Source organism: Dyadobacter sp. CY323, assembly GCF_021390245.1.
Taxonomy (GTDB): Bacteria; Bacteroidota; Bacteroidia; order Cytophagales; family Spirosomataceae; genus Dyadobacter.
This window is the reverse complement of the sequence record NZ_JAJUXH010000001.1, coordinates 60647-86036: the sequence shown is the minus strand read 5'-3', so window position 1 is coordinate 86036 and position 25390 is coordinate 60647. Positions and strand designations below refer to the sequence as shown.

The following is a 25390-nucleotide window of genomic DNA, read 5'->3' as shown; positions in this document are numbered from 1 at the left end:
AGGTGATTTTTATTTTTTCCTGATATAAATGTTGCTACTGATCGTATTCAGCTGTACCTCAACGCCTCCGCCATTTGTAGTGCCTTCAATATTACTCATTCCGCCGACTCTGGAAAGTCCGCCTTTGCTGCTTTTAACACCGAGATCAAAATCCGTGTACATCTCGCCATTGATCGATCGCAGCTTCATGTCAGATTTTACGTTGGCAGGCAAAGTCACATCAATTTCCCCGCTGATCGATGAGATAGCCGTGGGTTTACTCTGGTCCAGACCTGAAAAGATCACATTCACATTTCCGCTGGTTGAATTGGCCACAACCGGGCCGGTCACATTTGTGAGATTAATGTCTGCACCATTGGTTTTTATTTCCAGGTCCCCGTCCATTCCGCTGATATTCAGCTTGGAACCACCCTGCCAATTCGTTTCCTGAAAGAGTACCGACACCTGTTTCGGCACACGGATCGTGTATTTCGCTTCCTTGCGAATGACCTTTTCGATCCGCAGGCCACCGTTCTCAGGCGTGACGGACAAGCCTATACCGCTGTTGTCGACGCCGGTGTTGTAAAGTGGTTTAAGACCTTTTGCGCGCTCGGGCGGCGCCTCGAAATTCTTGGAAGCCTGGATGATCACCTCATCGCCGGCATACCCTTCGATCTTTACATCGCTGGCAGCCATTTCGATGGTCACTTTTTTGTCTTTGGTATTGGCAAGTTTGGCTTTGTATTCCAGCCCCTGCGCCTGCAGTTCGGCAAGACACAATAAGCCTCCAATACTCATTAAAAGTACTTTTTTCATGGTTTTTGATTATATGTAATTGATTAGAAATTCACTCTTTCTACGCGTCCGCTGCGGTCAGCTGATTTACTCCTTCTTCTGCTTTGAGCCTCACTACTTCCATTACTTCCTGGTCGCGCACCAGTTGCTGAAACGGAGCTACTGCCCTTTTTTCTTTGATTGAAACCAATACTTCGATCAGGGAAATCTGAATATTGGGATCCGTTTGAATGGCGAGCGATTGCACCAGCGCCTCGCTCACGTTCGGTTCGTTCCCGAAACGCTGCAACGCCTGGCACGCGGCCAGCCGGACATTGATATTCGGATCAAAGTTTAGTGTGTTGATCAACAATTGTGTGATGTCCTTATCGACGTCAGAAAGCTCATAACTCTGGTTCACAGCCTGAATACGCTCGCTGGCCGAGGTACTGCTCATTTTTTCAAAAGCCAGCGCATTTTTTATTTCATTCTGAGAAGCCGCCTCTTTGGAATTTTTAAATAATGCATTACCCGCCTGGTCTGAGCGATCCTGAAACATCCAGCCGCCGATAAAACCGATAATCAATAGTGTAAATCCAGCGGCAATCCGGATCAGCCAGCTGCCGAATGCGCGCACCGGGCCTTGCTTGGGCGGGTCCAGCTTGGCCGCCAGATCACTGTGGAAAAGCAGTGATGGAAACTCATTTCTTGCCTCGACAAAATAGCCGAACTGCGCTGCGTGGCTTTTCAGATGATCCGGAATGTCCTCATTTTGAAAAAATCGTTTCAGCTCTTTTTCTTCCTCGACGGACGTTTCTCCTTCGTAATATTTGTCCAGTAATAGCTCAATATCCAGTTTCATAGTCATTTGCTTTAAGGTAATTCTCCCGCAACTTCTGTCGCGCCCTCGAAAGGATCACACGGATGTTTGCATTGCTCAGGCCAGTCACCTGCTCAATTTCATCAAACGAATACTCCTCTACATCCCGCAGGTGCATGACCAGCTTTTGCTGCTCCGGTAGCTCGCCCATCAGCCTGTGTATCAATGCCGAACTGTCCGCATTTTCCAGCTGACGGTGGGGCGACAATCCTTCCGCCTGCACGCTGCTTACATCTGCCCCATCCTGCACTTTTTGATTGTGGTGCGATTTGAGTCTGTCCAGGCAAAGGTTTTTTGTCATCTGTACCGCCAGCGCTTCGATGCTTTGATACGTCTCCAGTTGGTTCCGGTTCGTCCACAACCGCAGCAGCACATCCTGAATGGCATCCTCCGCCTCTTCGCGGTTGCGGAGAAACAGTTGCGCCAGTCTGAAAAGGCGTCCCTGCACGGGAAGTATGCGTTGGTTGAAGGCTTGTAAATCCATTTCAAATACAAAGACGACTCACCCACGAATTCGTTACAAACCAGAAGGAAATATTTTTTTATAGTGTCCGGGGCGAACATCGCATGTCCGGTTTTGAACAGAAAAAAATTTGAAAATCTGCATTTAAAGCACCTGAGAGGCTATTTTAGATTTTGGCAAAGTATTTGTTTTGCATAATTAAAACTAATCGACTTTGGTTTAATGAAAAGAACATTCCTGGGAGAATTTGAAGAAATTGTCTTACTGGTGGTCGCTGCCTGCACCGATCCGGCCTATGGTGTTAAGGTTTGGGAAAGCATCCAGACAGCTACGGGCCGCTCCATTACTTTGAGCGCAGTCCACGCCACGTTATACCGATTGGAAGAAAAAGGATTTTTAACCTCCGAAATGGGCGGGGCTACTGCGGAACGGGGCGGGCGGAGGAAGCGGTTTTTCACCATGACTAATTACGGAAACCGGGCATTACTGGAAATCCAGCAGATACGCCAGCAACTCTGGCAGTCGATCCCGGAGGAAAAGCTGCAACCTAAACTTAGCTTTTCGTAGCCATGGAAAACCACAGGAACGAACCGCCGAAATGGATCGATATGCTGCTGAAAAGGATCATCGCACCTCATTTCCGTGAAGATGTAATGGGTGATCTGCACGAAGTATTTGCCATTGAAACAAAATCCCGGGGTTTAAAAAGGGCCAATCTCGTTTACCTGCTGGCCGCGACCCGGTACATCACACCCTATTTTATGAGAAGAAAACCCAGCCCATATCCATCCATCTATCTTTTTAGCCCTGAAATGATTCAAAACTATTTTAAAATCGCACTCCGGACGCTGGCCAAAAACAAGGCGTACAGCTTCATTAACATCACCGGTCTCGCTTTGGGCATGGCCGTGGCAATGCTCATCGGCCTGTGGATTTACGACGAGCTTTCGTTTGACCGCAGTTTCAAGAATTACGACCGCATTGTTCAGGTCATGCAGCATCAGACCCGGAATGGGGAGATCGGGACGCAGAATTCGAACCCATATCCGCTCGGAGCCGAGCTGCGGCGCAGTTACGGAAGCGATTTCAAGCACGTCATCATGTCATCCTGGCTCACCCCCCACGTCGTGGCTGTGGGCGACAAACAAGTCCGGAAAATGGGGGCGTTTATGGAAGAGAAAACGCCTGAAATGCTGACTCTCAACATGTTGAAAGGAACCTGGACAAGCTTGAAAGATCCTCATTCGGTGATGTTATCGGAGTCCGTAGCCAAGGCTTTTTTCGGCGACGCCGATCCCATTGACAAGATTGTGAAGGTGGATAACAGCCTTAATCTGAAAGTGACGGGCGTTTATGAAGACCTGCCACACAATACTACATTTCGCCAGCTGGAATTTCTGATGCCGTGGTCTCTATACGAAATCACAAATCCTTCCCTGAAAACCATGGAAGACCCGTGGCGTCCGAATAACTTTCAGATTTTCGCCCAGCTTGCCGAACATGCCGATGCAGATCAGGTTTCTGCGAAGATCAAGGATGTTAAAAAGAAGAATATCCGGAAAGAGCAGCTGAAATTCAAGCCGGATGTTTTTCTCAATCCGATGGATAAATGGTATCTCTATTCGACATTTAAAAACGGGCAACGCGTTGGCGGGCGGATCGAAAATGTGTGGCTATTCGGGGTAATCGGCGCATTTGTGCTGCTGCTGGCTTGTATCAATTTTATGAACCTCAGTACAGCCAGATCAGAGAAGCGGGCGAAAGAAGTCGGCATTCGCAAGGCCGTTGGCTCTTTCAGAAAGCAACTCATTACCCAGTTTTTCAGCGAGTCGTTCCTGGTTGTGGCGTTTGCCTTCATTGTGGCAAACCTTATTGTCCTTCTTATTCTCCCGTTTTTCAATGAGGTTGCTGATAAAAAACTTGAAATGCTATGGGGGAATCCTGCATTCTGGCTCATGGGAGGCTGTTTCAGCATTGTTACCGCACTCATCGCCGGAAGCTACCCGGCTCTCTATCTATCCTCCTTCCAGCCAGTAAAAGTCTTGAAAGGCACGTTCAAAGCTGGAAGATTTGCGGCACTTCCGCGAAAAACGCTGGTAGTCGTGCAGTTTACGGTTTCCATTATTCTTATTGTGGGGACAATCGTCGTCTACCGGCAGATCCAGTTTGCCAAAAGCCGTCCCGTCGGCTATAATCGCGAAGGATTAATCACAATTTATTCATCAACTCCTGAGATTCACAACCATTTTGACGTAGTCCGTAACGAGCTGAAAAGCACTGGCGCCATTGCCCAGATCGCAGAGTCGAGCAGCCCCACGACCAATTCGTGGTCATCGACCACCGGCATTGTCTGGAAAGGAAAGGACCCGGCATTGTCGGCGGATTTTAATTACAATGAAGTTTCTCATGATTACGGAAAAACCGTAGGCTGGCAATTTATCGACGGAAGAGATTTTAGCAGCGCATTTGCGTCCGACTCGTCGGGCTTGATCATCAATGAAACCGCAGCAAAGTTTATGGGCTTGAAAAATCCGGTGGGCGAAGATCTTATGTGGTTCGACGAACGCATCAAGATCATTGGGGTGATCAAAGATATGATCGTAGACTCCCCTTACGAGCCGAGCAGACCGCTGATTTACAACATCAACAGCGAGAAAGGCGGCGTGATCAACATCAGAATGAGTCCCGCGCTCAGTACGAGCGAAGCACTGGCCAGGATTGAAACTGTTTTCAAAAAATACGATCCGGGCGTTCCATTTGAGTATAGTTTTGTGGATCAGGATTATGCGTGGAAGTTTTTTGAGGAAATGCGAATCGCCAAGCTGACCACATTCTTTTCCATTCTGGCTGTCCTCATCAGCTGCCTCGGGCTTTTTGGTGTGGCGTCTTTCATCGCCGAGCAACGTACCAAGGAAATCGGGGTCCGAAAAGTACTGGGCGCGACCATTATCAATGTTTGGGCGATGCTTTCAAAGGATTTTATCGTCCTGGTATGCATCGCATTTCTGATCGCCGCGCCGCTTTCCTATTATTTCCTGAATGGCTGGCTCGAGAAATACACCTACCGGACCGAAATCTCGGGGTGGATCTTCATCGCGACCGGTTTCGGAACCTTGCTGATCACATTGCTCACAGTCAGTTTTCAGGCGATCAAAGCCGCGCTGATGAATCCCATTAAAAGTTTACGATCTGAGTAGCACCTTCGTTTTGTACGGTACCGCTTTGATCAAACGGGTATTGTTGAACTCTTCGATCGTCCTGACGTTTTCGGCCGGGATTACACCACGATTGATCCAGTTAACAACCGTCTCGACATTTTTGACTTCAAACCGATTGCAATATTCTTTTATCGTAACCCATTCAGCCAGGTCGACCACTTCGCCCTGGCTGATCAGGTACGAAGTTGCTTCTTTTATTGCTACGTCCGCCTCCGTCAGCAATTGCTCGATTTCCTGCGTCAACTCCGATTTCGTTTCCATATCTCGTTATTTTTACTCCTTTAAATGCCGTTGCCGGTGATAACACCGGCAACGGCGAAACGGCAAATGGCCAGCTACCTACGCTTGCGGGATTGCAGAGGGATCCATCCACATGATTTCCCAGATGTGGCCGTCGAGATCCTCGAAACTGTCGCCATACATAAAGGGATATTCTTGCGGTTCTTTTACAAACTTGCCGCCTGCATCGAGGGCCCTTTTAATGAATTCTTCGACTTCCGAGCGGCTTTCGGCAGAAAAGCAGATCGTTACCTCGGAGGTTTTTGAAGTATCAGGAATTGCCTTTTTGGTAAATGACTGAAAGTAGGGTTCAACCAAAAGCATCACATAAATATCTTCCGTCACGATCATGCAGGTTGCATTTTCATCGGTAAAATTCGGGTTAAAAGAATAACCCAATTTTGTAAAGAATTCAACGGATCGGTGCAGATCTTTTACAGGCAGGTTAACGAAGATTTTGGTTGCCATGATTTTATAGGTTTATGGTGATGTTACAAAGCTACTGGCAGAAAACAATTTGAGCGTTGTGCTGTTGCGCCAATTTGAGGGGCTAATTGCGGCAGGCTACAAAATTGTTATTTTTACTTGTAAACCTCATCCAGCCATGAAAATTATCCTAATCGTCCTGATACTCTGCACCTCCGTGCCGATTTTTGCGCAGAATGCTGTCGATTGTAGTCAGAAACAGGTGCAGGATAGCCTTTTCAATACCTATTCAAAAAAAGCGCATGAGTTTTCTTTGAATGATAAAGAATGGGTGCAGATTTACGACTCGCTTATTTCAATTTGCCCAAATATCTCGGAAGCATATCAGGAACGCGGATTGGCCTACCTCGTTTCCGGCGACACGAGTCAACTATTTGCCAACATCGACAAAGCCGCCGAACTGGATCGGACACGCTGGCTGCCATACCGTGGGTACCTGCATTGCATTTACGCCAAAAATTACCAAAAGGCAATTACAGATTTCGAAGAGGCCGAAAAGCTGATGCCGAATGCATTTACGATGGACCATTCGTTCTCATTCTATTTGGCGATGGCCCATACCGGATTGGGAAATTTTGAAAAAGCGGAAACTTACTTTTTAAAGGACATTGCTACGCAAAAACGCGGCACCGGGCAAAACGACATTCACTATAACACACTTCTGTATTTTGGAATCATGCATTTCCTAAATAATGAACTGGATAAGTCCGAAACACGGCTTCGCGAATGTCTGCAGCTTTACGAGCAGCACCCGACCGCCAATTATTACATGGCGCTGATTATGAAGGCAACGGGAAACAAGCAGCAGGCAGCTTTTTTTGAAAAGGCAAAACAGTATTCGCAGGAAGGTTACAAAATTAATGAGCCTAATTCATATCTCGTACCCTACCCGTATCAGGTAAGCATGGCAGACCTTGGCCTGAAAGAGAACAACTAGAATTTTGCTTCTACCCACAATGCAGTGAGGCAAATGAGCATCCAGGCAAACCAGAACCCATCGGAAAGCTTTTCAGTGACCAAATTTTCTCCCTGTCCGGTTTTTGCGGATTGCTGCAAATACGAAAGGTGTTTGGAATGCGCATGAATAAAATCCGCCATTTGGGCCGCTTTCAATATAGTACCCGATTTTTCAACGTACAGGTCAAATGGAATCGAATCCTGAATGGTGACCCAACCGGACTCGGTAGGCAGGAAAATGCCGGAAGCTGATTGGTCATTTAGTATTGATTTTTGAGTAAACAGCGTGTCATTTCCAATGCGGATTTCGTGTTCCAAATCTTTAGAATGATTGGCAACAAACTCACTTTTCAACCCCTGATAAACCGGAGCTGAAATGTCGACATTATCCGTAGATACCGGCCTCACCAATGCAATAATCGCATTCCAGACTTTCTCATACGTGACGCTATCGCCGGTGAGCTGCATCGGGAAAGTTTCGGTTAACAAACTGATCGCCACTTTACCTTTCGTGTTTTCGGTCATCACCGGATAGGGTTTTAACTCCAAATGGTAACCAGACTTTACAAACTGAAACGGTAATGCATTCAACTCCGGCGAAATGCGCACGGCTGGTTCATTGGATATCTTCCGAATCTGGAATTTGGTACCTAATGCTGTGTTTATCGCACGAACTTCGGCGGGAGGATCAGTCAGATTAATAAAAAGGATGCTTTTCCCATTATTCAAAGCCTTTTTGACCGAAACATCCGATGCATTCCCTGGATCGGTAACAATCAAATTGGGCTCTCTTGCTGCATTAATGTTCTGATTCGCCTTTAAATCCTTCGATAATATCGCCTCATATTTGATCGCATTGCCGGTTTTCCCGAGCCAGGTCGCCAGGTTTCTGGTTTCAAAATCCGGACTATCCAGCAGAAAGCGCACAGTCAGCATTTCAGATGGCCGCGCGAAAAACCGTATGGTGTCCAGCGTCTTGTCTCCCAAAGTCAGTTGCATCTCCGTTCTGCCTTGCGTAAAAACCGGGAATTTCAACCTGAAATCGCTGGTACCCGGTTTCAGTGACGCGCTGTCAAGCGTTTGATTTCCATATTTTACCTGGATAACCTGATTTTGCAGTGTTTCAATACGACCATAAATCGTCTGCATTTCACCTTTTCTAGCAACTCCTTTCCACTGCAAATGCTGCGGCTGGCCTTTCTCAAAATAAGGGATCCATTGCACTACCGGCTGATTTTCCAGCTGACTTATTTGAGAGAAAAGTGCTGGCGGAAAATCCTGCCCGACAACCACAAGTGTATCGGCATTCTGCGTCGACAGTTCAGAAAGTGTAATCTGTTCTGCATTAATTCCATTCAAAATTTTGTCTGTAAAAACCGCCGGAACATTGGCAGCTGGTAGCAAACGGACTTTTGACGACGCTTTTCGGGAAATGAAGGGTTGAGTAATGAAGCCTACCAGGCCAATCCAGAGCAAAACATTCAGAAAAAGCTTTAATGCAAAACGACCGGAAGAATTTGCAGTACCTGCCGTACGCCTTTTGAAAAGCAACCACAATTGCACAAGTAACAATGCAAAAGCAAAGCCCAGGATTACCTTATTCAATAAATCCGACCAGTCAAAATCAAATTGAATCATTCGTATTATTCCATTTTCAGGTCAGCGGAGTTGTTTCCAGAATGCCTCCTCCAATTTCTTCTCGCTTGAATACCCTCGTCTGCTCAGTACCGACCGGCTCGAATAATTATATAATTCACTTTTCAAAACCTGCTTTTCCTTTACAGTCAAAGCTTTATTGCTAACCAGCTTTTGCAGCGAAGCAATCACCGGCCAGTTCTGCAAACCGCCATTAAATGGCCCGCTTTTTATTAATCTCTCACTTAATGTGCCGCCAAGCAATTGTAATTTTGCCTGTTGTTTTTTGTCCAAAGTTTTATAATCCAAAAAACCAAGTACCTCGGCAGCAAGTTGTTGCGTTTGCTTTCCCTCATACGATTTCTTCGAACTGAGATCCGTCGCCATCTCTTTCATTTCTCCGGTCAGCCTTTTTTCCTGTTCCTTGATCGGCGGGGGATCGTAGCCGCTTTTTTTCACATAAGTACGTGCTTTTTGCTGTGCGGATTTGAGGTATTCCAACGCTTTGTTTTCAAATGGAATTGCTTTTTCCGGCTCATACATCCGCAAATGCAGCTCTGATTGCCACATTTGTTCCAGGGCCATTTTCAGCAAACTCCTCGTCGACTGCTCATAAAATGTATTCGTTTCCGCATCGTCGTGCGAATGCGTGTATTGCTCCATTAATGCGGCTAGCGGATCTTTGGTTTCAGCACCTTTTTGCGCATTTCCATGATCATGTTCATCGTGATTTCCGCGCCCCTCAACCGGCGCGGCAACCCGTTGTTCAGCACCTTCACCGGTGCCATCCGAATGATGCGTGAATGCATCCACAATATTCCCCTCGTCTCCATGCCCACCGATGTTTGTTTCAAATTCTTCACCCAAATACTGCCCGTAGCGCAACCGGAGCACTTTTTGGTCAAAACCAATTTCGTTGGAGGTTGAATTGAATGCTTGTTTCGTCAGCTTTTTCTTTTTGGCGATCAGCTTTTCCGTATCGATAATGATCTGCCGCTGGCTGCGGAAATATTCCGGCATAATGTTCACCGCCATGGTGGCAAGCTCGGCTTCTTCAATCTGCGAAGTGTCTTTATAAACCAAGAAATAGGTGTCCGATTTACTAAAATTCGCTTCCGGTTGCTTGTTGTCCATGGCGGCCCAGTAGTAGTAAAGCTCATCGCCGGGGGCAAAATGGAGCTCATTCAGATCAATCGTTTTTTCAAGAGTAGCCTGTTTAAAATTACCCGGCAATGGAAACCGAACTTCCCTGAACTTTACATTTTCACCCGATCCCCGAGCCAGCGTAGCCACAATGAATGCCTGTTTAACCTGAAAATCATCCGACATTTTTGCCGAGATGCTGATTGTTTTGTGGTCTTTTAAATGATGATACTGGTACAATTCCTTTGAAGTCGGCTCAATTTTCGGCGCGATATCCGGAATGGCTTCCAGTTTGTAAAAGTCTGACTGATAGACCAGTGAATCTTTCCAATATGCTTTTAATGAATACAAGCCTGAGCCAGTCAGCCGGTCGGCGAAAGTGAATGCGTTAGTGGATCTGGCAAAAGGAATTTCCTCACCCCGACTGTTCGCCAGCTTCACCGAAAGGTTAGCATGATCATCAAACCGGACATTCCAACCGATGACAGAGCCGGAAATCGCACTGATATTCAAATCCTCCGATTGCGTTTTTTTTAATTGCGTATATGCCGGCGGCTGAACCGAAACCCGCGCAGATTGGAATGCGGGCGGCGCGAGCGGATCTTTCTTCTTACGTTCAATGGCTGTCGATACGTTTAGTTCACACGAAGTTTGCGTTGCAGTGAGTTTGGGATAAAGCCAATAAAAAGCGACTGACGCGAGTAAAATGGCAGAATACCAGATGATCCCGCTGTACAGTTTTGCAAAAGGAAATGCACTTTCCCGCTCGCCTACCCGTTCGAGCTGCAATCGTTCCGCGATATTCAGCTCGTCCTTTTCCAGCAAATGCAAACTATATTCGGTTTCACCAGAATACCGATGAATGAGACTTATCGCTTCCGGCTTTTTGCTCTTATAAATTTTCGTGATGAATATACCCGCAATCAATCCGGAAATACCCCCCGAAATCGCCGCTATTTGAGAAAAAGCTGCTCCCAGTACATACCCGGCTCCCCCAAGCAAAATGCACCGGGTCGCGTCGGTAACATATAGCTGGCTGGTAACTGCGCTGACGAGCTTCTCCAATTTAGGCATACGAAACAATCTTGTTTTTCCTGAGCGACATTCCCCTTTCCAAAAGGAAAATCAGGATGAATGCTAAAAGAAGCCATTTCCGCATTCTGTCCGCTTTCCGATCGTGTATAGGTTTCGTTTGTACAAACATTGCATTCAACTGCTGGCTGCTGAGTGGCGACTGGCTTTTAGTCAACCGGTTATGCTGTAAAAGTGCCTTTCCAAGTAACTCGGGCAATCTGCCGTTTTCAATAATTTCTGATGAAGATAACCGCAGCGAATCTGGTATTTGAATCACATTTCCTGCTAAATCCAGCCTGGGAACTTTGCCCGAGAGTACATACAAAGTTTGGCTATTGGTCAAATGTGGAAGACTGTCAGTCGCAATCAAATCGTACTTTTTCCCGGGATCTGATTTTAAATCGATGCTAAAAGGTGCATCGTAGACATCTGCCAGTGCCTTCAACGCCGCCTGAACCGTTGCCTGCTCGGCCGAATTTTTGTAAGAAATCAACGCATGAATGGCATTACCATTACTGAATTTCAATGCAGCCGGCGGTTGCGAGGAAGTGTCAGGTAACGCATATAATTGGAAAGCTCCGGGTACATAGACCTTCGGCAATATCGCTAACTCCTGATTGGCAAGTAGATAGATTTTCAGCTTGCTTCCGACCGTCGCTGTTTTGTTGATCGTTTGCTGCAAATGCATTGTACCTTTTGAAATGCCGGGCATTTGAGCAAGATTCTCGACATTTTTCGCATCCGGCTCAATCCAATACACTTTCTCACCCTTTTTCAATGCATTTTCCAGCTCGAAACGGAAGTTGTTCGTCAATATTCGGTCCGGTTGTACGAGGTGAATTGTTTCTTCCGAACTCTGATTATCCAACCAATCCAAAATAGGTTTACTAAGTATCCAGGCCAACAAAATGAGTAATAAACACCGGATCAACATCAACGGAATTTCGTAGAGCCGGATGCCGCGGTGATTTAACGTAGTTTTTTCAAAAAGCCAGCGGGATGCCGCCCATTCAATGGTTTTACCCTTTTTCTGGTTCCAGAAATGGATTGCAACCGGCACAGCCACGGCCAGCATTCCCCAAAGCCAGGAAGGTTGCAAAAATTCCATTACCCTTTTCTTTTTGTTAAAAAAGTTTTCAAAACCATGCCGATCGGATCACTCATCCGCGCCGTAACCAAATGAACCTGAGGCATTTGTAATTTACTTTTAATGTTTGCCTGATATTCTTCCATGGAATTCTGAAACTTCTCTTTCACAGATTCCGCATCCAGCTCCATTTGTTTCCCCGATTCCAGGTCGACAAAACGGTAAAAGCCTTTCAAATCAAAATTTGCTTCCTGATCACCGAGAATCTGGAAAATAACGATCTCACGTTGCGGATTAGCGAGCGACTTGATCAGTTTCAGCCATTCGTCATCCACCTGCAAAAAGTCACTGACAAAGATCAACTGCTCCTTTTTTTTGGTTTGAAGCTCAGGAAATTTCAACAGCGCCCCCGCGTTACAATCCCACTCGCCGCCAGCCACTGTCTTTTCAAGCCCCACTAATATCTTCTGAAAAGCCTGACGGCCCGAAGAAGCTGATCCCGTGGTACTTAACGTTTGTACCGAACCTTCTTTCAACGTGTACAAACTCATCTGATCATTTTGAATATAGCATAAATAAGCCAGTGAAGCCAGCAGAATCTGCGCATACTGCAACCGGCTCACACCATTTTCAACATAGTTCATCGACCCGCTCAAATCCAGCACAAAACGGATCTGGCGATCACTTTCCGTCGAAGATTCCCGGATCAAATGCTTGTCCGTTCGTGCAAATAGCTTCCAGTCAATGCGTTTGGGATCGTCCCCGGGCTCATAATGGCGGTATTGCTCAAACTCAATCCCGATACCCGACCGTTTACTTCCATGAATCCCCAACATCAGTTCCTCACTCACCAGTTTTCCGGTCAGTTGCAGGTTTTTGAGTTTAATGAGGTTGGAAGCAAGAAGGCCAGTGGATGTTGGCATGTTTGACTTGGTAGTTTGTGCTTGTTTTCTCCCTTAAATCCCATCAAGGGGACTTTTGCGTTTTCTTATGTAAAAGCGTCTCCCCTTTAGGGGTCGGGGGCACTAGGATATCTTCACCACTCTCAGCAGCTCCGCAATCACCTGCTCTGTCGTTATACTCTCAGCCTCGGCCCGGAAATTCATTGCGATTCGATGTCTCAAAACCGGGTATGCCAGCGTCTGAATATCTTCCGGAATCACTGCGAAACGCTCATTCATAACCGCCCGCGCTTTGGCGCAAAGTACCAGCGCCTGACCTGCACGCGGCCCGGCTCCCCAGTCGCACCATTCTTTTACAAAATCGGACGGACTTCCTTCCGGTCTGCTGGCGCGGACGAGTTTATTGATCCATACGATCAATTCGTCGCTGATATGCACCTGTCTCGTTAATTTTTGAAGATCACCGATCTCGGTATCCGACAAAATACGATCGATCTGCGGTTTGAAAGAACCTGTGGTTCCTTTTAATACGTGAAGTTCCTCATTTTCATCAGGATAGCTCAGTTTAATGTAAAGCAAAAAACGGTCTAACTGTGCTTCGGGCAAAGGATACGTACCTGCTTGCTCGATCGGGTTCTGGGTTGCTATGATCAGAAAAGGACCTGGCAGCTCGTAATTGGTACCGCCGTAGGTAACGCTTTTTTCCTGCATGGCTTCCAGTAATGCCGCCTGCGTTTTGGGAGGAGTCCGGTTGATCTCGTCGGCTAAAACGACATTCGCGAAAAGCGGGCCTTTATTGAATTTGAAAAACTTCTTTCCGGTTTCATGATCTTCTTCCAGGATTTCCGTTCCGACAATATCTCCCGGCATCAGATCCGGCGTGAACTGGATCCTCTTAAAACTCATGTGCAGAGCCTCTGACATCGTCTTTACCATCAGCGTTTTAGCCAAACCAGGCACGCCTTCCAGCAAACAGTGCCCGGAAGCAAGCAACGAAATCAGAATTTCATCAATCGCCTCACGCTGCCCGACAATGACTTTCGCAATCTCCTTTTTGAGAAGCGGCAGTTTGGCGACGAGAGATTTATAGTGGGTTAGTTCGTTATTTGTGGTCATTTGTCGTCGTTGGTCATTAGGTCATTAGGTCATTTGTGGTCATTAGGTCATTTGTTGTTCGGCACTTGTTCGGGGGTGTTTGAAACCGTTCTGTAATGTTCAGGATGTTCAAAATCATTCAGGATCTGTGACAATCTTCATACAATAAATGACCACAAATGACTATCAATGACCATAAATAATAACTTCCAACAACCCAGAACCACTCCGAACAACACCCAACTATCCTTTACGCCGTCAACGCATACATCACTATATTAACCCCGAACCTTGTATTATCAACCGCCAAGAATCGCTTGTTTCGGAAATCGTAGTCCCATTCGCAGCCGTAATCTTTGTTGCTGTATAAAACGCCGATCCGGCCGTTGATGGTGATGGCTTTCAGGTAATCGTGCACGAGGTCGTCGCCCCAGCCGTTCAGTTCGAATGAAGTTGTTGGCGGGCCGTCTTCGAATTTAAAAAAGCAATTATAGATCGGGTGGTTGTTCGGGATCTTTTGCAAAGCTTTCGGCCCGAATGTTCGCTCCATTTCCTGTTCAAAGGATTTGGCGAAAAGTCCGTCGATATCGTGGTTGCAATCATCGACGAAAACGAAACCTCCATTCTGAACGTATCGTTTGAAATGGTCCCGTTCCTGCGCTGAAAATTCAACGAGTTTGTGCCCGCTCAGGTAGCAGAACGGACTTTTGAAAATCTCGTTACTGTTCAGCTGAACCACTTTTTCCTTCTCGTCGATCGGTACTGTAGTATATTCAACCAGCGAATGCAGCAGATTTGACGGCATCCGCTGGTCTGTATCCCAATTTCCGGAAGTGTATTGAATTCTTGTAAAGAAAAAAGGTTTCATGCTTCCTTGTCAACCCATCAACCTAAACCGCGTCGGAAAGTGATGAAAATGTAAATTCCCTGATTTTCATCGGGGGTATCAAATAATTTTGGTCCGATTCTGTACTTACTACCCGTTCCGGTTTGCCTAACGTTTCCAGATTGTTCAACATGATCACCGGACTTTCATTAAAACGGAAGTTTTTCACCGGATGTTTGATGACACCGTTCTCAATGTAAAAAGTACCATCCCGCGTGAGGCCGGTTTGCAACAATGTTTGCGGATCCACCGACCGAATGTACCAGAGTTTCGTAACCAATATGCCCTGTTTCGTCGATTTGATCATCTCTTCGAGTGTCGCAGTGCCTCCATCCATGATTACATTGCTGGGGAATGGTACCGGTTTTACATTATTTTTTTGTGCCCAGTATCTGGAATAAAACATGTTTTTAACAACTCCCTTTTCAATCAGGCTCATTTTATTGAGCGGCTGACCGTCACCGGACCAGGGTGAAGAAGGCAGCTCAGGATTCGCAGGATCGGTATAAATGTTGACGCGCTCATCAACGATCTTTTCATTCAGTTTGGTTTTTCCGCCCGGCTTGCTCAGGAACGACCTTCCCTCGTCCGCACTTCTGGCATCCATTCCAAAAAAGATATTTTCCAGTAATACCACTGCTGCGGTCGGTTCCAGGATCACGGTATACTTTCCAGGTTCCAGAGCCTTCGCACCCATTGAACCTTTTGCCTTTTGTATGGCAATAGTCGTGGCCGCGGCAGTATCCAGCTTTTTTATATCACTATATCCCCGCGCCACATATCCTGAACCGGTTCCATCCGGTGTGCGCACCGTCAGCGTAAAGTTGACATTGGTGCTGGGATAATATGCAAAAAGGCCTTTTGAATTCATCATGGCCGAATATCCTTTGCGGTTTTCAAGAAAACCGGCGGCCGTCAGATTTTGAGCACGGGATAGTTCGAGACTTTTTGCGACGGCATCAGCCCGGACATCCGGTGTAACAGCAGCTGTTGATTCGAAAAATCCATTGGACTTGCCGTAAGTTTGCGGTCCTAAAACGCTGACATATTCCGGGTTTTCCGGCGCTAGCTGAGCCAGTTCCTCCGATCTCCGCACACATCTTTCAATGGATTCGTCACTGAATTCGTCAATGGTTGCAACGCCCACTTTTTTGCCAAAAGCAGATTGCACCGATAAATTTTGATTGATCAATGATCCGCTGGTCGATACCTCATTTCTGGCATATCGCAGATTTCCTCGCTCCTCGCCCAGAATATTTGCCTCGCATTCATCTGCTTTGGAATATTTCAGCACTTTTTGCAGTAAAGCTTTTGCTTCTGCTTCGGTTAATATGATTGACATGGCTGTTCCGGTTAGATTTTTCTGGCTGTATTGATCACATTCACTCCGTTGAAACGGGCTGTCGAACTTCCGTGCGAAACAGCGCTCGACTGCGAAGGCTGACCTTTTCCGTCAAAGAAAGAACCGCCCAAACGATAGTCTTTATCATCGCAAACCTGCACGCAAGAATTCCAGAACTCCTGGGTATTAGACTGATAAGCCACATCTTTGAGCATACCAACGATCTTCCCGTCTTTGATTTCGTAAAACAACTGGCCTCCGAACTGAAAGTTATATCGCTGCTGATCAATGGAGAAAGAACCGTCGCCGATGATATAAATGCCTTTTTTAACATCCTTGATCATATCATCCACTGACAATGGCGTTTTTCCGGCGGCCAGCGATACGTTTGGCATACGCTGGAACTGCACCGAGCTCCACGAATCGGCATAGCAGCAACCGTGCGATTCTTTTTCTCCGATGATATGCGCCTGGTCGCGGATCGCCTGGTAGTTAACCAAAACACCATCTTTAACCAGATCCCATTTTTTGGTATTCACACCTTCATCGTCCCAACCAACTGCACCCAGCGAGCCTACCTGCAATTTGTCGGCGACCAGGTTCACTTGCTTGCTGCCATATTGGAAATTTTTGGATTGCCATTTGTCCAAAGTCGCAAAAGAAGTACCCGCGAAATTCGCTTCATAACCAAGTACCCGGTCGAGTTCGAGCGGGTGGCCGACCGATTCATGGATCGTTAGCCATAAATGGGATGGATCGAGGATCAGGTCATATTTACCCGCTTCCACAGACTTTGCAGTCAGTTTTTCTTTGGCTTGTTTGGCGCCGGCAGTGGCATCTTCCAGCATATCGTAACCCATATTATAACGGGTAGTTACGCCGGTAACTTTATCTTTTGGATTCACCTGAAGATAATCGTACCCCATTCCCATTGGGGCACTTAATGCATTCCGGGTTTCAAATTTCCCGGTTTTGGGATCGATGGCCGTGATATTAAAAATCGGCCAGATCCTATGTACGTCCTGATCAATGTAGGAACCGTCTGTCGACGCAAAGTATTTCTGTTCATTTACCAAAAACATGACCGAATTCACGTAGTTAGCCCCATTTGCCATCGCCGCCGCATTGACCGAAAGAAGCAGATCTGCCTTCTCTTTCACAGGTACCTCAAATGCATTTTTCTTGATCGGCGCTTTCCAGCTTACTTCGCCAAAACCCTTTTGAGGCGCCAGCTGAACCGGCTCTTTCATCAGCTTTGCATTTGCTTTCGCAATGGCAACGGCATCCTCGGCCGCTTTTGCCATTTGAGCCTCACTTTTCACATCGACCACCGCCGCAAAACCCCAGCACCCATTTGCAATTACCCGTACACCTACGCCATACGATTCAGTATTGACGATATTCTGAACTTTATCTTCCCTCGTAATCACAAATTGATTGAGATAGCGCCCGATCCTAACGTCGGCATAAGAGGCACCTTTGGACTTGGCGGCATTGAGGGCCGCATCTGCCAGCCTTTTCTTGACAGCGACATCATCTCCGGGATTTAGAAATGCCTCCGGGGAAACAATCCTGCCCATTGCCAGGCCAGGCAGCAGGAACGCTCCGGTTCCTAATCCAGCCAGTTGTACAAAATCTCTTCTTTTCAAGGTGTATAAGTTTTGCTAATAGTGATGAGATTGGTTGAAATCCGATTAAAACGTATTGGATAAGATATTAAAAACACGTTTTCGAATCAATCCACTTTTTATGTAAGGCTGGATATCCATTTAAATGGTTACACCGCATCAGACAGGCTTGTGAATGTAAAGTCTCTGATTTTCAGAGGCGGGATCAGATTTCCACTGGCGCGAACCGGTTTCCCTATCGCTTCGACGTTGTTCAGCATAATCACCGGACTTTCGTTAAACCGGAAGTTTTTCACCGGATATTTGATCTGCCCGTTTTCAATGTAAAATGTACCGTCACGTGTTAAGCCTGTGTACAATAAGGTTTGTGGATCGACGGCCCGTATGTACCAGAAACGGGTTACCAGAATGCCTTTCTCCGTTCCTTTTATCAAATCCGCTAGTGATTCGTTTCCACCTTCAAATATAAATCCCGATGGTGGCGGGGTTGCCTTCACTCCTTGTTTTTGAGCCCAGAACCTTGAATAGTACATATTTTTCACTACTCCTTTTTCGATCCAGGTTACCTTTTCCTGTGGCCGCCCGTCTCCACTGAATGGCGAACCGGGGATTTCCAGGTTCATGGGATCGGAGTAGATGGTAACACGTTCATCAAAAAGCTTTTCGCCCAGTCGGGTGCCACCGCCTTTTTTACCTAAAAAGCTTCTGCCCTCGTCTGCATTACGGGCATCCATGCTCCGCATCATATTTTGCAGTAAATCCACTCCCGCAGTCGGTTCCAGGATTACAGTGTACTTTCCCGGTTCCAGCGCTTTTGTGTTTACAGATGCCAATGCTTTCTGCATGGCGACTTCGGTAGCAGATTTTGTATCCAGTTTGGAGGCATCGTTATAATCGCGGGCAACGTATCCGGAGCCTGTACCGTCGGCAGTGCGAACGGTAATGGAAAAGTCGACGGAAGTGGCCCGGTTGTAACCAAACAGGCCTTTGTTATTTCCCATCGCAGAAAACCCGGCGCTATCCTGCAAAAATCCGGCAGCCGTAAGATTCTTTTTAATGCATGGATCGATGCTGTTGAATGCAGCCTGGGCGCGAAAATCGGGATTGATCGCCGCGGTACTTTCCGCGAAAGATTTGGTTTCCAGAAATTGCTGCGGGCCGAGCATAGGCATATATTCCGGATTGTCCGGCGCCAGCTTGGCGATTTCCTCGGCGCGTCTTACCGTTTTTTCCAGCGATGCGTCATCAAATTCGTTGATCGTAGCCGTACCTGATTTTTTACCAAAAACCGAGGTAACGGAAAGTGACAAATCCGTCGTTTCACCACTGGTTGAAACGGAGTTTCTGGCATAACGGATATTCCCGCTACGGTCGCCGGAAAGTCCGACACTGATTTCGTCAGCCGTGGACAGTGCCAGTACCTTATCTATTATTTTTTTTGCCTCTTCTTTTGATAGTATTGCCATGTTCTAATGTCATTAGTAGTCATTTATGGTCATTAGTTGTTTTGGTGAGATGGTCATTGTAGTCATTGATTGTCATTAGTTGTTTTAGTATTTATCTGACGTGCTGCTATTATGTTAACATCTTCAACATAAATGACCACCAATGACAACGAGTGATTATTAATGACAATTAATGACCTTCCCCTCCCCTAAATCCTCCTCCCCGTATTAATCACATTAACTCCATTAAACCGGGTTGTCGAACTGCCGTGTGAGACGGCACTAACCTGGCCGGGCTGGCCTTTTCCGTCGAAGAATGAGCCGAATGTACGGTAATCGTCTTTATCGCAAAGCTGCACGCAGGAGTTCCAAAATTCCTGGGTATTGGACTGATAAGCTACGTCGTCGAGCATGCCGGTTAGCTCGCCGTTTTTGATTTCGTAAAATACCTGTCCGCCAAACTGAAAGTTATACCGTTGCTGATCAATGGAATAGGAACCTCTGCCAATAATGTAAATACCCTTTTCCACACCTTTGATCATATCCATGACACTTCGCTTCTCAGCTCCGGGTTTCAGAGAAATGTTAGGCATCCGCTGAAATTGTACCGAATTCCAGTTGTCCGCATAACAGCAGCCGTGCGATTCTTTTTCACCAATGATTTTCACCTGATCACGGATCGCCTGATAATTAACCAGAATACCATCCTTAATAATGTCCCATTCTTTACAAGGCACACCCTCGTCGTCGTAACCGACAGCTCCCAATGTATGAGGCTGCGTTTTGTCAGCTACGATGTTGACAAGCTTACTTCCGTATGCAAAATTTTTGGATTGCCATTTGTCCAGAGTCGCGAAACTGGTGCCTGCGTAATTCGCTTCATACCCGAGTACCCGATCGAGCTCGGTCGGGTGGCCTACCGATTCATGAATGGTAAGTCCCAAATGGTTGGGATCTAAAACAAGGTCATACTTGCCAGCCTGAACCGTTTTGGCTGTAATTTTTTCTTTCGCCTGTCTCGCCGCAGTAACCGCATCTTCGACCATATCGTACGAATTGCGGTACCCTACCAGTCCATTCGGGCCGGCGATTTTCTCCGAAGCGATCCCATCCAAATATTCATATCCCATTCCCATGGGCGAGCTGATCGCATCGCGGGTTTTGAACTTTCCAGCTGCTTTGTCCGTCACTGTTACCGTAAAAGTCGGCCAGATCCGGTGCACATCCTGGTCGATGAATGATCCGTCGGAGGAAGCAAAATATTTTTGTTCGTTGACAAAAAAAAGATTGGAGGTAACAAAACTAGCCCCACCTTCGAGTGCCTTGTTATTGACATTCATCAGTAAGTCAATCTTTTCGCGAACCGGGATTTCAAATGCATTTTTGACAATGGGCGTCTTCCACACCTTATCTCCCACCCCTTTCTGCTCGGCCAGCACAACCGGCTCTTTCTGGAATTTTGAGTTGGCTTTGGCAATGGCAACTGCCGTGGCTGCGCATTTGGCAATTCCATCTGCGGTAACGTCACTGGTCGCCGAGAAACCCCAGGTGCCATTTGCAATGACGCGGATCCCAATGCCGTACGATTCGGCATTCACGATGTTTTGAACCTGCTTCTCCCGCGTAAACAAATATTGCTGAAGGTAACGTCCAATCCGTACATCCGTGTACGTTGCGCCTTTACTCCTGGCCGCATTCAATGCGATTTCGGTGAGTTTCTTTTTGTCAGCGGCATCCATCCAGGATTCCAGTAAATGCTCGGCAGACACGGGATTACCAATGACAGGTACGGACGGCAGCATCATTGCACCAATCCCCATACCGGACATCTGCATGAAATCTCTTCTTTTCATTTTATATGGTTTAGCCTCGCGGCAAAAGAATGAAGGACAATTCGTCGGAAATTGATTTCACAATGTAATGAAATATATTTTCAGCAAATATTCGTACAGCAATTTTTTTTGGAGGGGGTGATGTTGGTGAAAACACCAACATCGGGTGAGGAAACACCAACATCGGGGCGGTACCTGCGCGGGACTAGGATGTATGCGACATCATCAAATGTCTGAGTTGCTGCTCGTCCCAGGGTTTGTTTATATAGTTGTGAAAGTAACCCTTTTCGGCTGCAATTTTGAACTCGTCGGTATATGCATTGCCGGTTAGCAGCACCCGGACACTTGCGGGAAAATTACTGGAGGCTTGTTTCAAAAATTCGAGGCCAGTCATGCCCGGCATCTGGTGGTCGGCAAAAATTACATCGATTTTTTGCTCGTTCAAAATCCGGAGGCCCTCGCTTGTGGAGCTGGCTACAAATATTTCCGCATCGCGGCGAAACGACGCTTTGAAAGAGTTTAAATTGTTGATTTCATGATCTACGTAGAGTATGCTCATATTAGTTATTTTTTTCGAGTGGGGTTATTACGACGAAAAGCTATGCATAAACTATGTTCAAAGCAATCTTTTGGCACTTCTTAGCTATTTTTTACAAAAGATCCATTACAAATTACTGCCTCAAAAAATGGAGAACACTATTTAGCTAGGAATCAAATAGATTGATAATGAAAAACTTATTAAACGGTAAGTCCAACAGTGGCATTTTGGATCGGAAATCTATTTTTTTCGCAGTTCATCTACTTTTTTTCGCCATGTTACATAGATCGCCTTCTTTTATGATGTAAATCCCAAGCCGAGGGATCTGCAGTTTCAAAGAAGTCATTTCATCAAACACAAATCTCAGTAATCATGAAAAAGTGGTCCATTGTTCTGATGTTTCTCTGTTTTGTCATGGGAGCATTTATTTTTTGGCATGAAAAAAAGGTTGGCGGTCCGTGTGAAGGCTGCGAGGCAATCTATGAAAATCCGGTTCCGTTTGAAGAACTCCAAAGCGTTACTAAACTTCCCGAAGTAAGCTGGGAAGGGAAAAAACCAGTGGGTATTAATGGGACTGTTTTCAAGGCTGATGGGAAAACACCCGCCGCCGGCGTGATTATCTATGTTTATCACACAAATGAAAAAGGTATCTATCCTAAAAAAGGCGATGAAACAGGCTGGGCGAAGAGACACGGATACATCCGCGCCTGGATGAAAACAGATGAAAAAGGCAATTACAAATTTGTAACGTTGCGTCCCGGCACCTACCCCAACCATAATGAGCCCGCACATATTCACATTACAATAAAAGAGCCGGGTTTAAATGAATATTATCTGGACGAGTTCCTATTTTCAGACGATCCTCTACTGACAAAGGAAAGAATGGCCAAACTGGAAAATCGCGGGGGAAGCGGGATCGTGAAACTTGTGGATGTCGGTAATATGTATAAAGGTGAACGGGATATATACCTTGGAAAGAACATTCCCGATTATCCGGCGAAGAAGTAGCTGGTTTCGCAGGGCTGTAAATGACTTGTGCGGTTAGGCAAGAAAATATTTGTTACCCCGGGTCGGACTTTAACCAGCCCGGGGTTTCGAAATAATCTAATCGATTAGTTATTCCCTGGGTCTTTAATTGCATTGCACATAGCTGAAAGGTTTAAGTGTAAAAAAAGATTTGAAATTGGTCTGATTTAGAAAGATACTTATCTGACACGACAATTGTCGCATCCTTCTTTCTATTATTTTGAGACCCCGGTTCAATTTGCCCGGAACCGGTAATCGATGGCGGTAACTGATGGTTCTTGCTCTTTGGCTGCGCCCGGTTTGGGTAAGAAAAATCGAACTTGATCGTCGAATTTGTTTTATTTTTTAGTGTGAGCGTAAACTTCTCAGTGAAAAGCAAATCGCCGGTAAAAAACACGTCCTGCATATTGTCTTTTGAGCCATTAAATGGACAGTAAAGGTTGTAAGCCAAAGTTTGTAAAATCGATCCATGCGGCTCAATGGGCACGGTACGCTTGTCCAGAAATCCCTTCGGACTGAACTTATATACGCTCCCTGTGTGAACGTCGATTCGTTTTGATTCGTCCTTCATATACTGATAAGTGAGCACTTTCAGGTACCCGTAGTCGCCATGGTAATCCGGCCCGGGAACAATATTGGTTCTCAATTTCGCGTCCTGAGGCACATCGGAACACATATTTGACTTGATGGTCGTTCGCTCGTAGTATAGTTCAAGAAGATTTTTATCGGGGTAGGCATTCTCGATAGTGAGGTTGACGGTTGTTTTTTCATTGAAAACCATCAGATCCTCAATTTCACGCTTGATAAAATCTTTCGTCCGCGAGCCTACATTTAATGCGTTTGCAATGGCGTGCACCCTGGTATCGAAATTTTCCTGATGAGGTTCCCGGGTCGTGATAATCATACTTAGGAAACCTGTGAAGCCGAAAAAGAGCAAATCCTGAAAAAGAGACGATTGCCAGGACAACACAAAACCCTCTCCCAAATCCCACTCCTTTTCGACCATGTTTGTGTAAGAATCCCGATAGATGATCGAGACGATCAGCAAAATGATGAAGGCAAAATAGACGTAAAAAAGAGGCCTGTATTTCAGCCAGACCTTATATAAACGGTCTTTTATTCTCCGGTAAAGCTGTTTCATATGAGCAGGGTAATTCACAAACTGGCAACGCCGCTCAAATTAGAGAAAAAAAACAAAAAAGAGCCAGCTTGACAGCCGACTCTTTCAAAACAAAAAAAGCACACTTTCGTGTGCTTTACGTGATCCGGATGTGATTCGAACACATGACCTGCTGCTTAGAAGGCAGCTGCTCTATCCAGCTGAGCTACCGGACCGTAACCAAAAGAAAAAGGCAGCTAGCAGTATCTGCATACGGCTGACTGCCTTTTGTTGTCGGGGAGACAGGATTCGAACCTGCGACCCTCTGGTCCCAAACCAGATGCGCTACCGGGCTGCGCCACTCCCCGAGGTAATATCAGCCCCTGATTTCGTCAGTTTTAGAGCCATTTTTTAAAACTTCCAGAAGACGTGTAGAGGAAGCGGGATTCGAACCCGCGGTACCCTTGCGAGTACGGCAGTTTAGCAAACTACTGGTTTCAGCCACTCACCCATCCCTCCTTCTTTCCGTTCTGGGTTGCAAATATAGAAGGTTGCCTCTCAGAAAAACAAACATTCATTCAAAAAAACTTTATCAGAAGCCGCAAATGCCTATTTTTGGCAAAGATTAAAATTACCCAAATCGTTCATTATGAACTGGAATTATCCCTTTGGCACCACGGAATATTTTTTTATATTTTTATTCATTTTAGCTTACGTTACCTACATTATCCGCACAGTCCGCATTGCCCGGCAGTTGCAAACCACCGCCCGGACGCTCATCATCAAACTCTTTTTAAGAAGCATCACATTCTCATTATTGATCATCAGTTTGCTTGGACCTTCGTTCGGCGAGGCGGAGCGGGACATCCAGGCAAAAGGCAAGGATATATTTCTGATCGTCGATCTTTCCAAGTCCATGGATGCCGCGGATGTTACCCCCTCCCGGCTGGAAAAAGTGAAGTTTGAGATAAACCGGTTTATCCAGAATGAGCGCTCAAACCGGATCGGGATCATCATCTTTTCCAACGAAGCATTCATTCACGTTCCGCTGACTTACGATAACGCGGCTCTCGAACTTTTTATCCAATCCCTTCAAACCGACCTGCTTCCCACCAGCGGAACCAATGTCTGCGGGGCGGCCGAGCTGGCTTACAACAAACTCATGAACGTACCCGACCCGACGGGACGTGCTAAAATAATGGTACTATTTACGGATGGAGAAAGTGATTTCGGATGCAGCAACGCACTTTATAACAACCTGAGACGGTTTGGCATCGGGGTTTACGCGGTGGGAGTAGGTACCAAGATCGGCATCAGTATCCAGCAGAACGGGAAACCGCTCATGGACAAAAAAGACAGGCTGGTTATCAGCGCACTGGACGAGAACTTCCTTAAAACCCTCACCAGCGCATCCAGGGGGAGTTACTATGAGTTGAATAACACTAAAAACGACATTCCAAGACTTATCAATGACATTGATCAAGCCGAAGGAACGCTGGTCGATTCCCGGACGATCACGGTTGTCAGTAACAAATACTACTATTTTCTGGGTGCGGCATTAATCCTGATCCTGTTCGACGTTTTAATTACCATCGGAACATTCCGACTCTAAGGATCAATGC

22 protein-coding genes and 3 tRNA genes are annotated in these 25390 nt (G+C 46.2%); 5 read left to right on the top strand and 20 right to left on the bottom strand.

Annotated elements, in window-relative coordinates:
• Positions 1–9: 9 nt before the first annotated feature.
• The 3 genes from LZG72_RS00435 to LZG72_RS00425 are packed head-to-tail and all read right to left on the bottom strand — an operon-like array spanning position 10 to position 2117.
• Positions 10–795 carry a DUF4097 family beta strand repeat-containing protein gene (locus tag LZG72_RS00435; protein WP_233866162.1) on the bottom strand — a complete coding sequence of 262 codons (786 nt, stop codon included), beginning with the start codon at positions 793–795 and terminating at the stop codon, positions 10–12.
• A gap of 40 nt (positions 796–835) precedes the next feature.
• Positions 836–1615: a HEAT repeat domain-containing protein gene (locus tag LZG72_RS00430; protein ID WP_233866160.1), complete on the bottom strand. Its 780-nt coding sequence runs from the start codon at positions 1613–1615 to the stop codon at positions 836–838.
• Positions 1599–2117 (bottom strand): RNA polymerase sigma factor, encoded by a 519-nt coding sequence (locus tag LZG72_RS00425; RefSeq protein WP_233866157.1) that lies wholly within the window; start codon positions 2115–2117, stop codon positions 1599–1601. The genes LZG72_RS00430 and LZG72_RS00425 overlap by 17 nt, the downstream gene beginning before the upstream one ends.
• A 201-nt stretch (positions 2118–2318) precedes the next feature.
• Between LZG72_RS00425 and LZG72_RS00420 the strand changes: the two genes are divergently transcribed.
• Complete coding sequence (locus LZG72_RS00420; protein ID WP_233866155.1) at positions 2319–2663, top strand: PadR family transcriptional regulator; 345 nt, start codon at positions 2319–2321, stop codon at positions 2661–2663.
• A 2-nt stretch (positions 2664–2665) separates the two neighbouring features.
• Positions 2666–5293, top strand: coding sequence for an ABC transporter permease (locus LZG72_RS00415; RefSeq protein ID WP_233866153.1), 2628 nt, complete (start codon positions 2666–2668; stop codon positions 5291–5293).
• Here LZG72_RS00415 and LZG72_RS00410 read toward each other — a convergent pair.
• Both LZG72_RS00410 and LZG72_RS00405 read right to left on the bottom strand, forming a co-directional pair.
• Positions 5279–5575, bottom strand: coding sequence for a hypothetical protein (locus LZG72_RS00410; protein ID WP_233866151.1), 297 nt, complete (start codon positions 5573–5575; stop codon positions 5279–5281). The two genes, LZG72_RS00415 and LZG72_RS00410, sit on opposite strands and share 15 nt — an antisense overlap.
• 78 nt (positions 5576–5653) lie before the next feature.
• Entirely contained in the window at positions 5654–6061 is a 408-nt protein-coding gene (locus LZG72_RS00405; RefSeq protein WP_233866149.1) for a VOC family protein, read from the bottom strand.
• A 136-nt stretch (positions 6062–6197) separates the two neighbouring features.
• Here LZG72_RS00405 and LZG72_RS00400 point away from each other — a divergent pair, with 136 nt between their 5' ends.
• Positions 6198–7016, top strand: a complete 819-nt coding sequence (locus tag LZG72_RS00400; protein ID WP_233866147.1) for a tetratricopeptide repeat protein — start codon at positions 6198–6200, stop codon at positions 7014–7016.
• On the opposite strand, the gene LZG72_RS00395 is transcribed toward LZG72_RS00400, so the two are convergent.
• The 11 genes from LZG72_RS00395 to LZG72_RS00345 form a co-directional block, all read right to left on the bottom strand.
• On the bottom strand, positions 7013–8674 hold the full coding sequence (locus tag LZG72_RS00395; protein ID WP_233866145.1) for a hypothetical protein: 1662 nt from the start codon (positions 8672–8674) through the stop codon (positions 7013–7015). The genes LZG72_RS00400 and LZG72_RS00395 overlap by 4 nt on opposite strands.
• Positions 8675–8695: 21 nt before the next feature.
• Positions 8696–10888: a DUF4175 family protein gene (locus LZG72_RS00390; protein WP_233866143.1), complete on the bottom strand. Its 2193-nt coding sequence runs from the start codon at positions 10886–10888 to the stop codon at positions 8696–8698.
• Positions 10881–11996: a BatA domain-containing protein gene (locus LZG72_RS00385; protein WP_233866140.1), complete on the bottom strand. Its 1116-nt coding sequence runs from the start codon at positions 11994–11996 to the stop codon at positions 10881–10883. Before LZG72_RS00385 ends, LZG72_RS00390 begins: the two co-directional genes overlap by 8 nt.
• Positions 11996–12898 carry a DUF58 domain-containing protein gene (locus LZG72_RS00380; protein ID WP_233866137.1) on the bottom strand — a complete coding sequence of 301 codons (903 nt, stop codon included), beginning with the start codon at positions 12896–12898 and terminating at the stop codon, positions 11996–11998. The genes LZG72_RS00385 and LZG72_RS00380 overlap by 1 nt, the downstream gene beginning before the upstream one ends.
• 102 nt (positions 12899–13000) lie before the next feature.
• A complete protein-coding gene (locus LZG72_RS00375; protein WP_233866134.1) occupies positions 13001–13993 on the bottom strand; it encodes a MoxR family ATPase in 993 nt (330 codons plus the stop codon).
• Between the two features lie 229 nt (positions 13994–14222).
• Positions 14223–14840, bottom strand: a complete 618-nt coding sequence (locus LZG72_RS00370; protein WP_233866131.1) for a DUF4159 domain-containing protein — start codon at positions 14838–14840, stop codon at positions 14223–14225.
• 22 nt (positions 14841–14862) lie between these two features.
• Positions 14863–16200, bottom strand: a complete 1338-nt coding sequence (locus tag LZG72_RS00365; RefSeq protein WP_233866129.1) for a TldD/PmbA family protein — start codon at positions 16198–16200, stop codon at positions 14863–14865.
• Between the two features lie 11 nt (positions 16201–16211).
• Positions 16212–17849, bottom strand: coding sequence for a TldD/PmbA family protein (locus tag LZG72_RS00360; protein WP_233866127.1), 1638 nt, complete (start codon positions 17847–17849; stop codon positions 16212–16214).
• Between the two features lie 128 nt (positions 17850–17977).
• Complete coding sequence (locus tag LZG72_RS00355) at positions 17978–19294, bottom strand: TldD/PmbA family protein (protein ID WP_233866125.1); 1317 nt, start codon at positions 19292–19294, stop codon at positions 17978–17980.
• 188 nt (positions 19295–19482) lie between these two features.
• A complete protein-coding gene (locus LZG72_RS00350; protein ID WP_233866122.1) occupies positions 19483–21126 on the bottom strand; it encodes a TldD/PmbA family protein in 1644 nt (547 codons plus the stop codon).
• Between the two features lie 184 nt (positions 21127–21310).
• Complete coding sequence (locus LZG72_RS00345) at positions 21311–21664, bottom strand: response regulator (protein WP_233866119.1); 354 nt, start codon at positions 21662–21664, stop codon at positions 21311–21313.
• A gap of 351 nt (positions 21665–22015) precedes the next feature.
• On the opposite strand from LZG72_RS00345, the gene LZG72_RS00340 reads away from it, so the two are divergent.
• Positions 22016–22651, top strand: coding sequence for an intradiol ring-cleavage dioxygenase (locus LZG72_RS00340; RefSeq protein WP_233866116.1), 636 nt, complete (start codon positions 22016–22018; stop codon positions 22649–22651).
• Between the two features lie 151 nt (positions 22652–22802).
• Here the strand turns inward: LZG72_RS00340 and LZG72_RS00335 are convergent, their stop codons facing one another.
• From LZG72_RS00335 to LZG72_RS00320, 4 genes are all read right to left on the bottom strand, one after another.
• Positions 22803–23810, bottom strand: coding sequence for a hypothetical protein (locus LZG72_RS00335; RefSeq protein ID WP_233866115.1), 1008 nt, complete (start codon positions 23808–23810; stop codon positions 22803–22805).
• A gap of 120 nt (positions 23811–23930) precedes the next feature.
• Positions 23931–24004, bottom strand: a tRNA-Arg gene (locus tag LZG72_RS00330).
• Between the two features lie 58 nt (positions 24005–24062).
• A tRNA-Pro gene (locus LZG72_RS00325) sits at positions 24063–24136 on the bottom strand.
• Positions 24137–24200: 64 nt separating this feature from the next.
• A tRNA-Ser gene (locus LZG72_RS00320) sits at positions 24201–24287 on the bottom strand.
• Between the two features lie 130 nt (positions 24288–24417).
• Here LZG72_RS00320 and LZG72_RS00315 point away from each other — a divergent pair.
• The gene (locus tag LZG72_RS00315) at positions 24418–25380 is read left to right on the top strand and encodes a VWA domain-containing protein (RefSeq protein ID WP_233866114.1); all 963 of its coding nucleotides are present in this window, start codon (positions 24418–24420) and stop codon (positions 25378–25380) included.
• Positions 25381–25390: the final 10 nt, after the last annotated feature.

Bases quoted from the DNA above. Each gene is read 5' to 3' on its own strand.
- LZG72_RS00435 (WP_233866162.1), bottom strand. From the start codon at position 795: ATGAAAAAAGTACTTTTAATGAGTATTGGAGGCTTATTGTGTCTTGCC.
- LZG72_RS00430 (WP_233866160.1), bottom strand. From the start codon at position 1,615: ATGAAACTGGATATTGAGCTATTACTGGACAAATATTACGAAGGAGAA.
- LZG72_RS00425 (WP_233866157.1), bottom strand. From the start codon at position 2,117: ATGGATTTACAAGCCTTCAACCAACGCATACTTCCCGTGCAGGGACGC.
- LZG72_RS00420 (WP_233866155.1), top strand. From the start codon at position 2,319: ATGAAAAGAACATTCCTGGGAGAATTTGAAGAAATTGTCTTACTGGTG.
- LZG72_RS00415 (WP_233866153.1), top strand. From the start codon at position 2,666: ATGGAAAACCACAGGAACGAACCGCCGAAATGGATCGATATGCTGCTG.
- LZG72_RS00410 (WP_233866151.1), bottom strand. From the start codon at position 5,575: ATGGAAACGAAATCGGAGTTGACGCAGGAAATCGAGCAATTGCTGACG.
- LZG72_RS00405 (WP_233866149.1), bottom strand. From the start codon at position 6,061: ATGGCAACCAAAATCTTCGTTAACCTGCCTGTAAAAGATCTGCACCGA.
- LZG72_RS00400 (WP_233866147.1), top strand. From the start codon at position 6,198: ATGAAAATTATCCTAATCGTCCTGATACTCTGCACCTCCGTGCCGATT.
- LZG72_RS00395 (WP_233866145.1), bottom strand. From the start codon at position 8,674: ATGATTCAATTTGATTTTGACTGGTCGGATTTATTGAATAAGGTAATC.
- LZG72_RS00390 (WP_233866143.1), bottom strand. From the start codon at position 10,888: ATGCCTAAATTGGAGAAGCTCGTCAGCGCAGTTACCAGCCAGCTATAT.
- LZG72_RS00385 (WP_233866140.1), bottom strand. From the start codon at position 11,996: ATGGAATTTTTGCAACCTTCCTGGCTTTGGGGAATGCTGGCCGTGGCT.
- LZG72_RS00380 (WP_233866137.1), bottom strand. From the start codon at position 12,898: ATGCCAACATCCACTGGCCTTCTTGCTTCCAACCTCATTAAACTCAAA.
- LZG72_RS00375 (WP_233866134.1), bottom strand. From the start codon at position 13,993: ATGACCACAAATAACGAACTAACCCACTATAAATCTCTCGTCGCCAAA.
- LZG72_RS00370 (WP_233866131.1), bottom strand. From the start codon at position 14,840: ATGAAACCTTTTTTCTTTACAAGAATTCAATACACTTCCGGAAATTGG.
- LZG72_RS00365 (WP_233866129.1), bottom strand. From the start codon at position 16,200: ATGTCAATCATATTAACCGAAGCAGAAGCAAAAGCTTTACTGCAAAAA.
- LZG72_RS00355 (WP_233866125.1), bottom strand. From the start codon at position 19,294: ATGGCAATACTATCAAAAGAAGAGGCAAAAAAAATAATAGATAAGGTA.
- LZG72_RS00350 (WP_233866122.1), bottom strand. From the start codon at position 21,126: ATGAAAAGAAGAGATTTCATGCAGATGTCCGGTATGGGGATTGGTGCA.
- LZG72_RS00345 (WP_233866119.1), bottom strand. From the start codon at position 21,664: ATGAGCATACTCTACGTAGATCATGAAATCAACAATTTAAACTCTTTC.
- LZG72_RS00340 (WP_233866116.1), top strand. From the start codon at position 22,016: ATGAAAAAGTGGTCCATTGTTCTGATGTTTCTCTGTTTTGTCATGGGA.
- LZG72_RS00335 (WP_233866115.1), bottom strand. From the start codon at position 23,810: ATGAAACAGCTTTACCGGAGAATAAAAGACCGTTTATATAAGGTCTGG.
- LZG72_RS00315 (WP_233866114.1), top strand. From the start codon at position 24,418: ATGAACTGGAATTATCCCTTTGGCACCACGGAATATTTTTTTATATTT.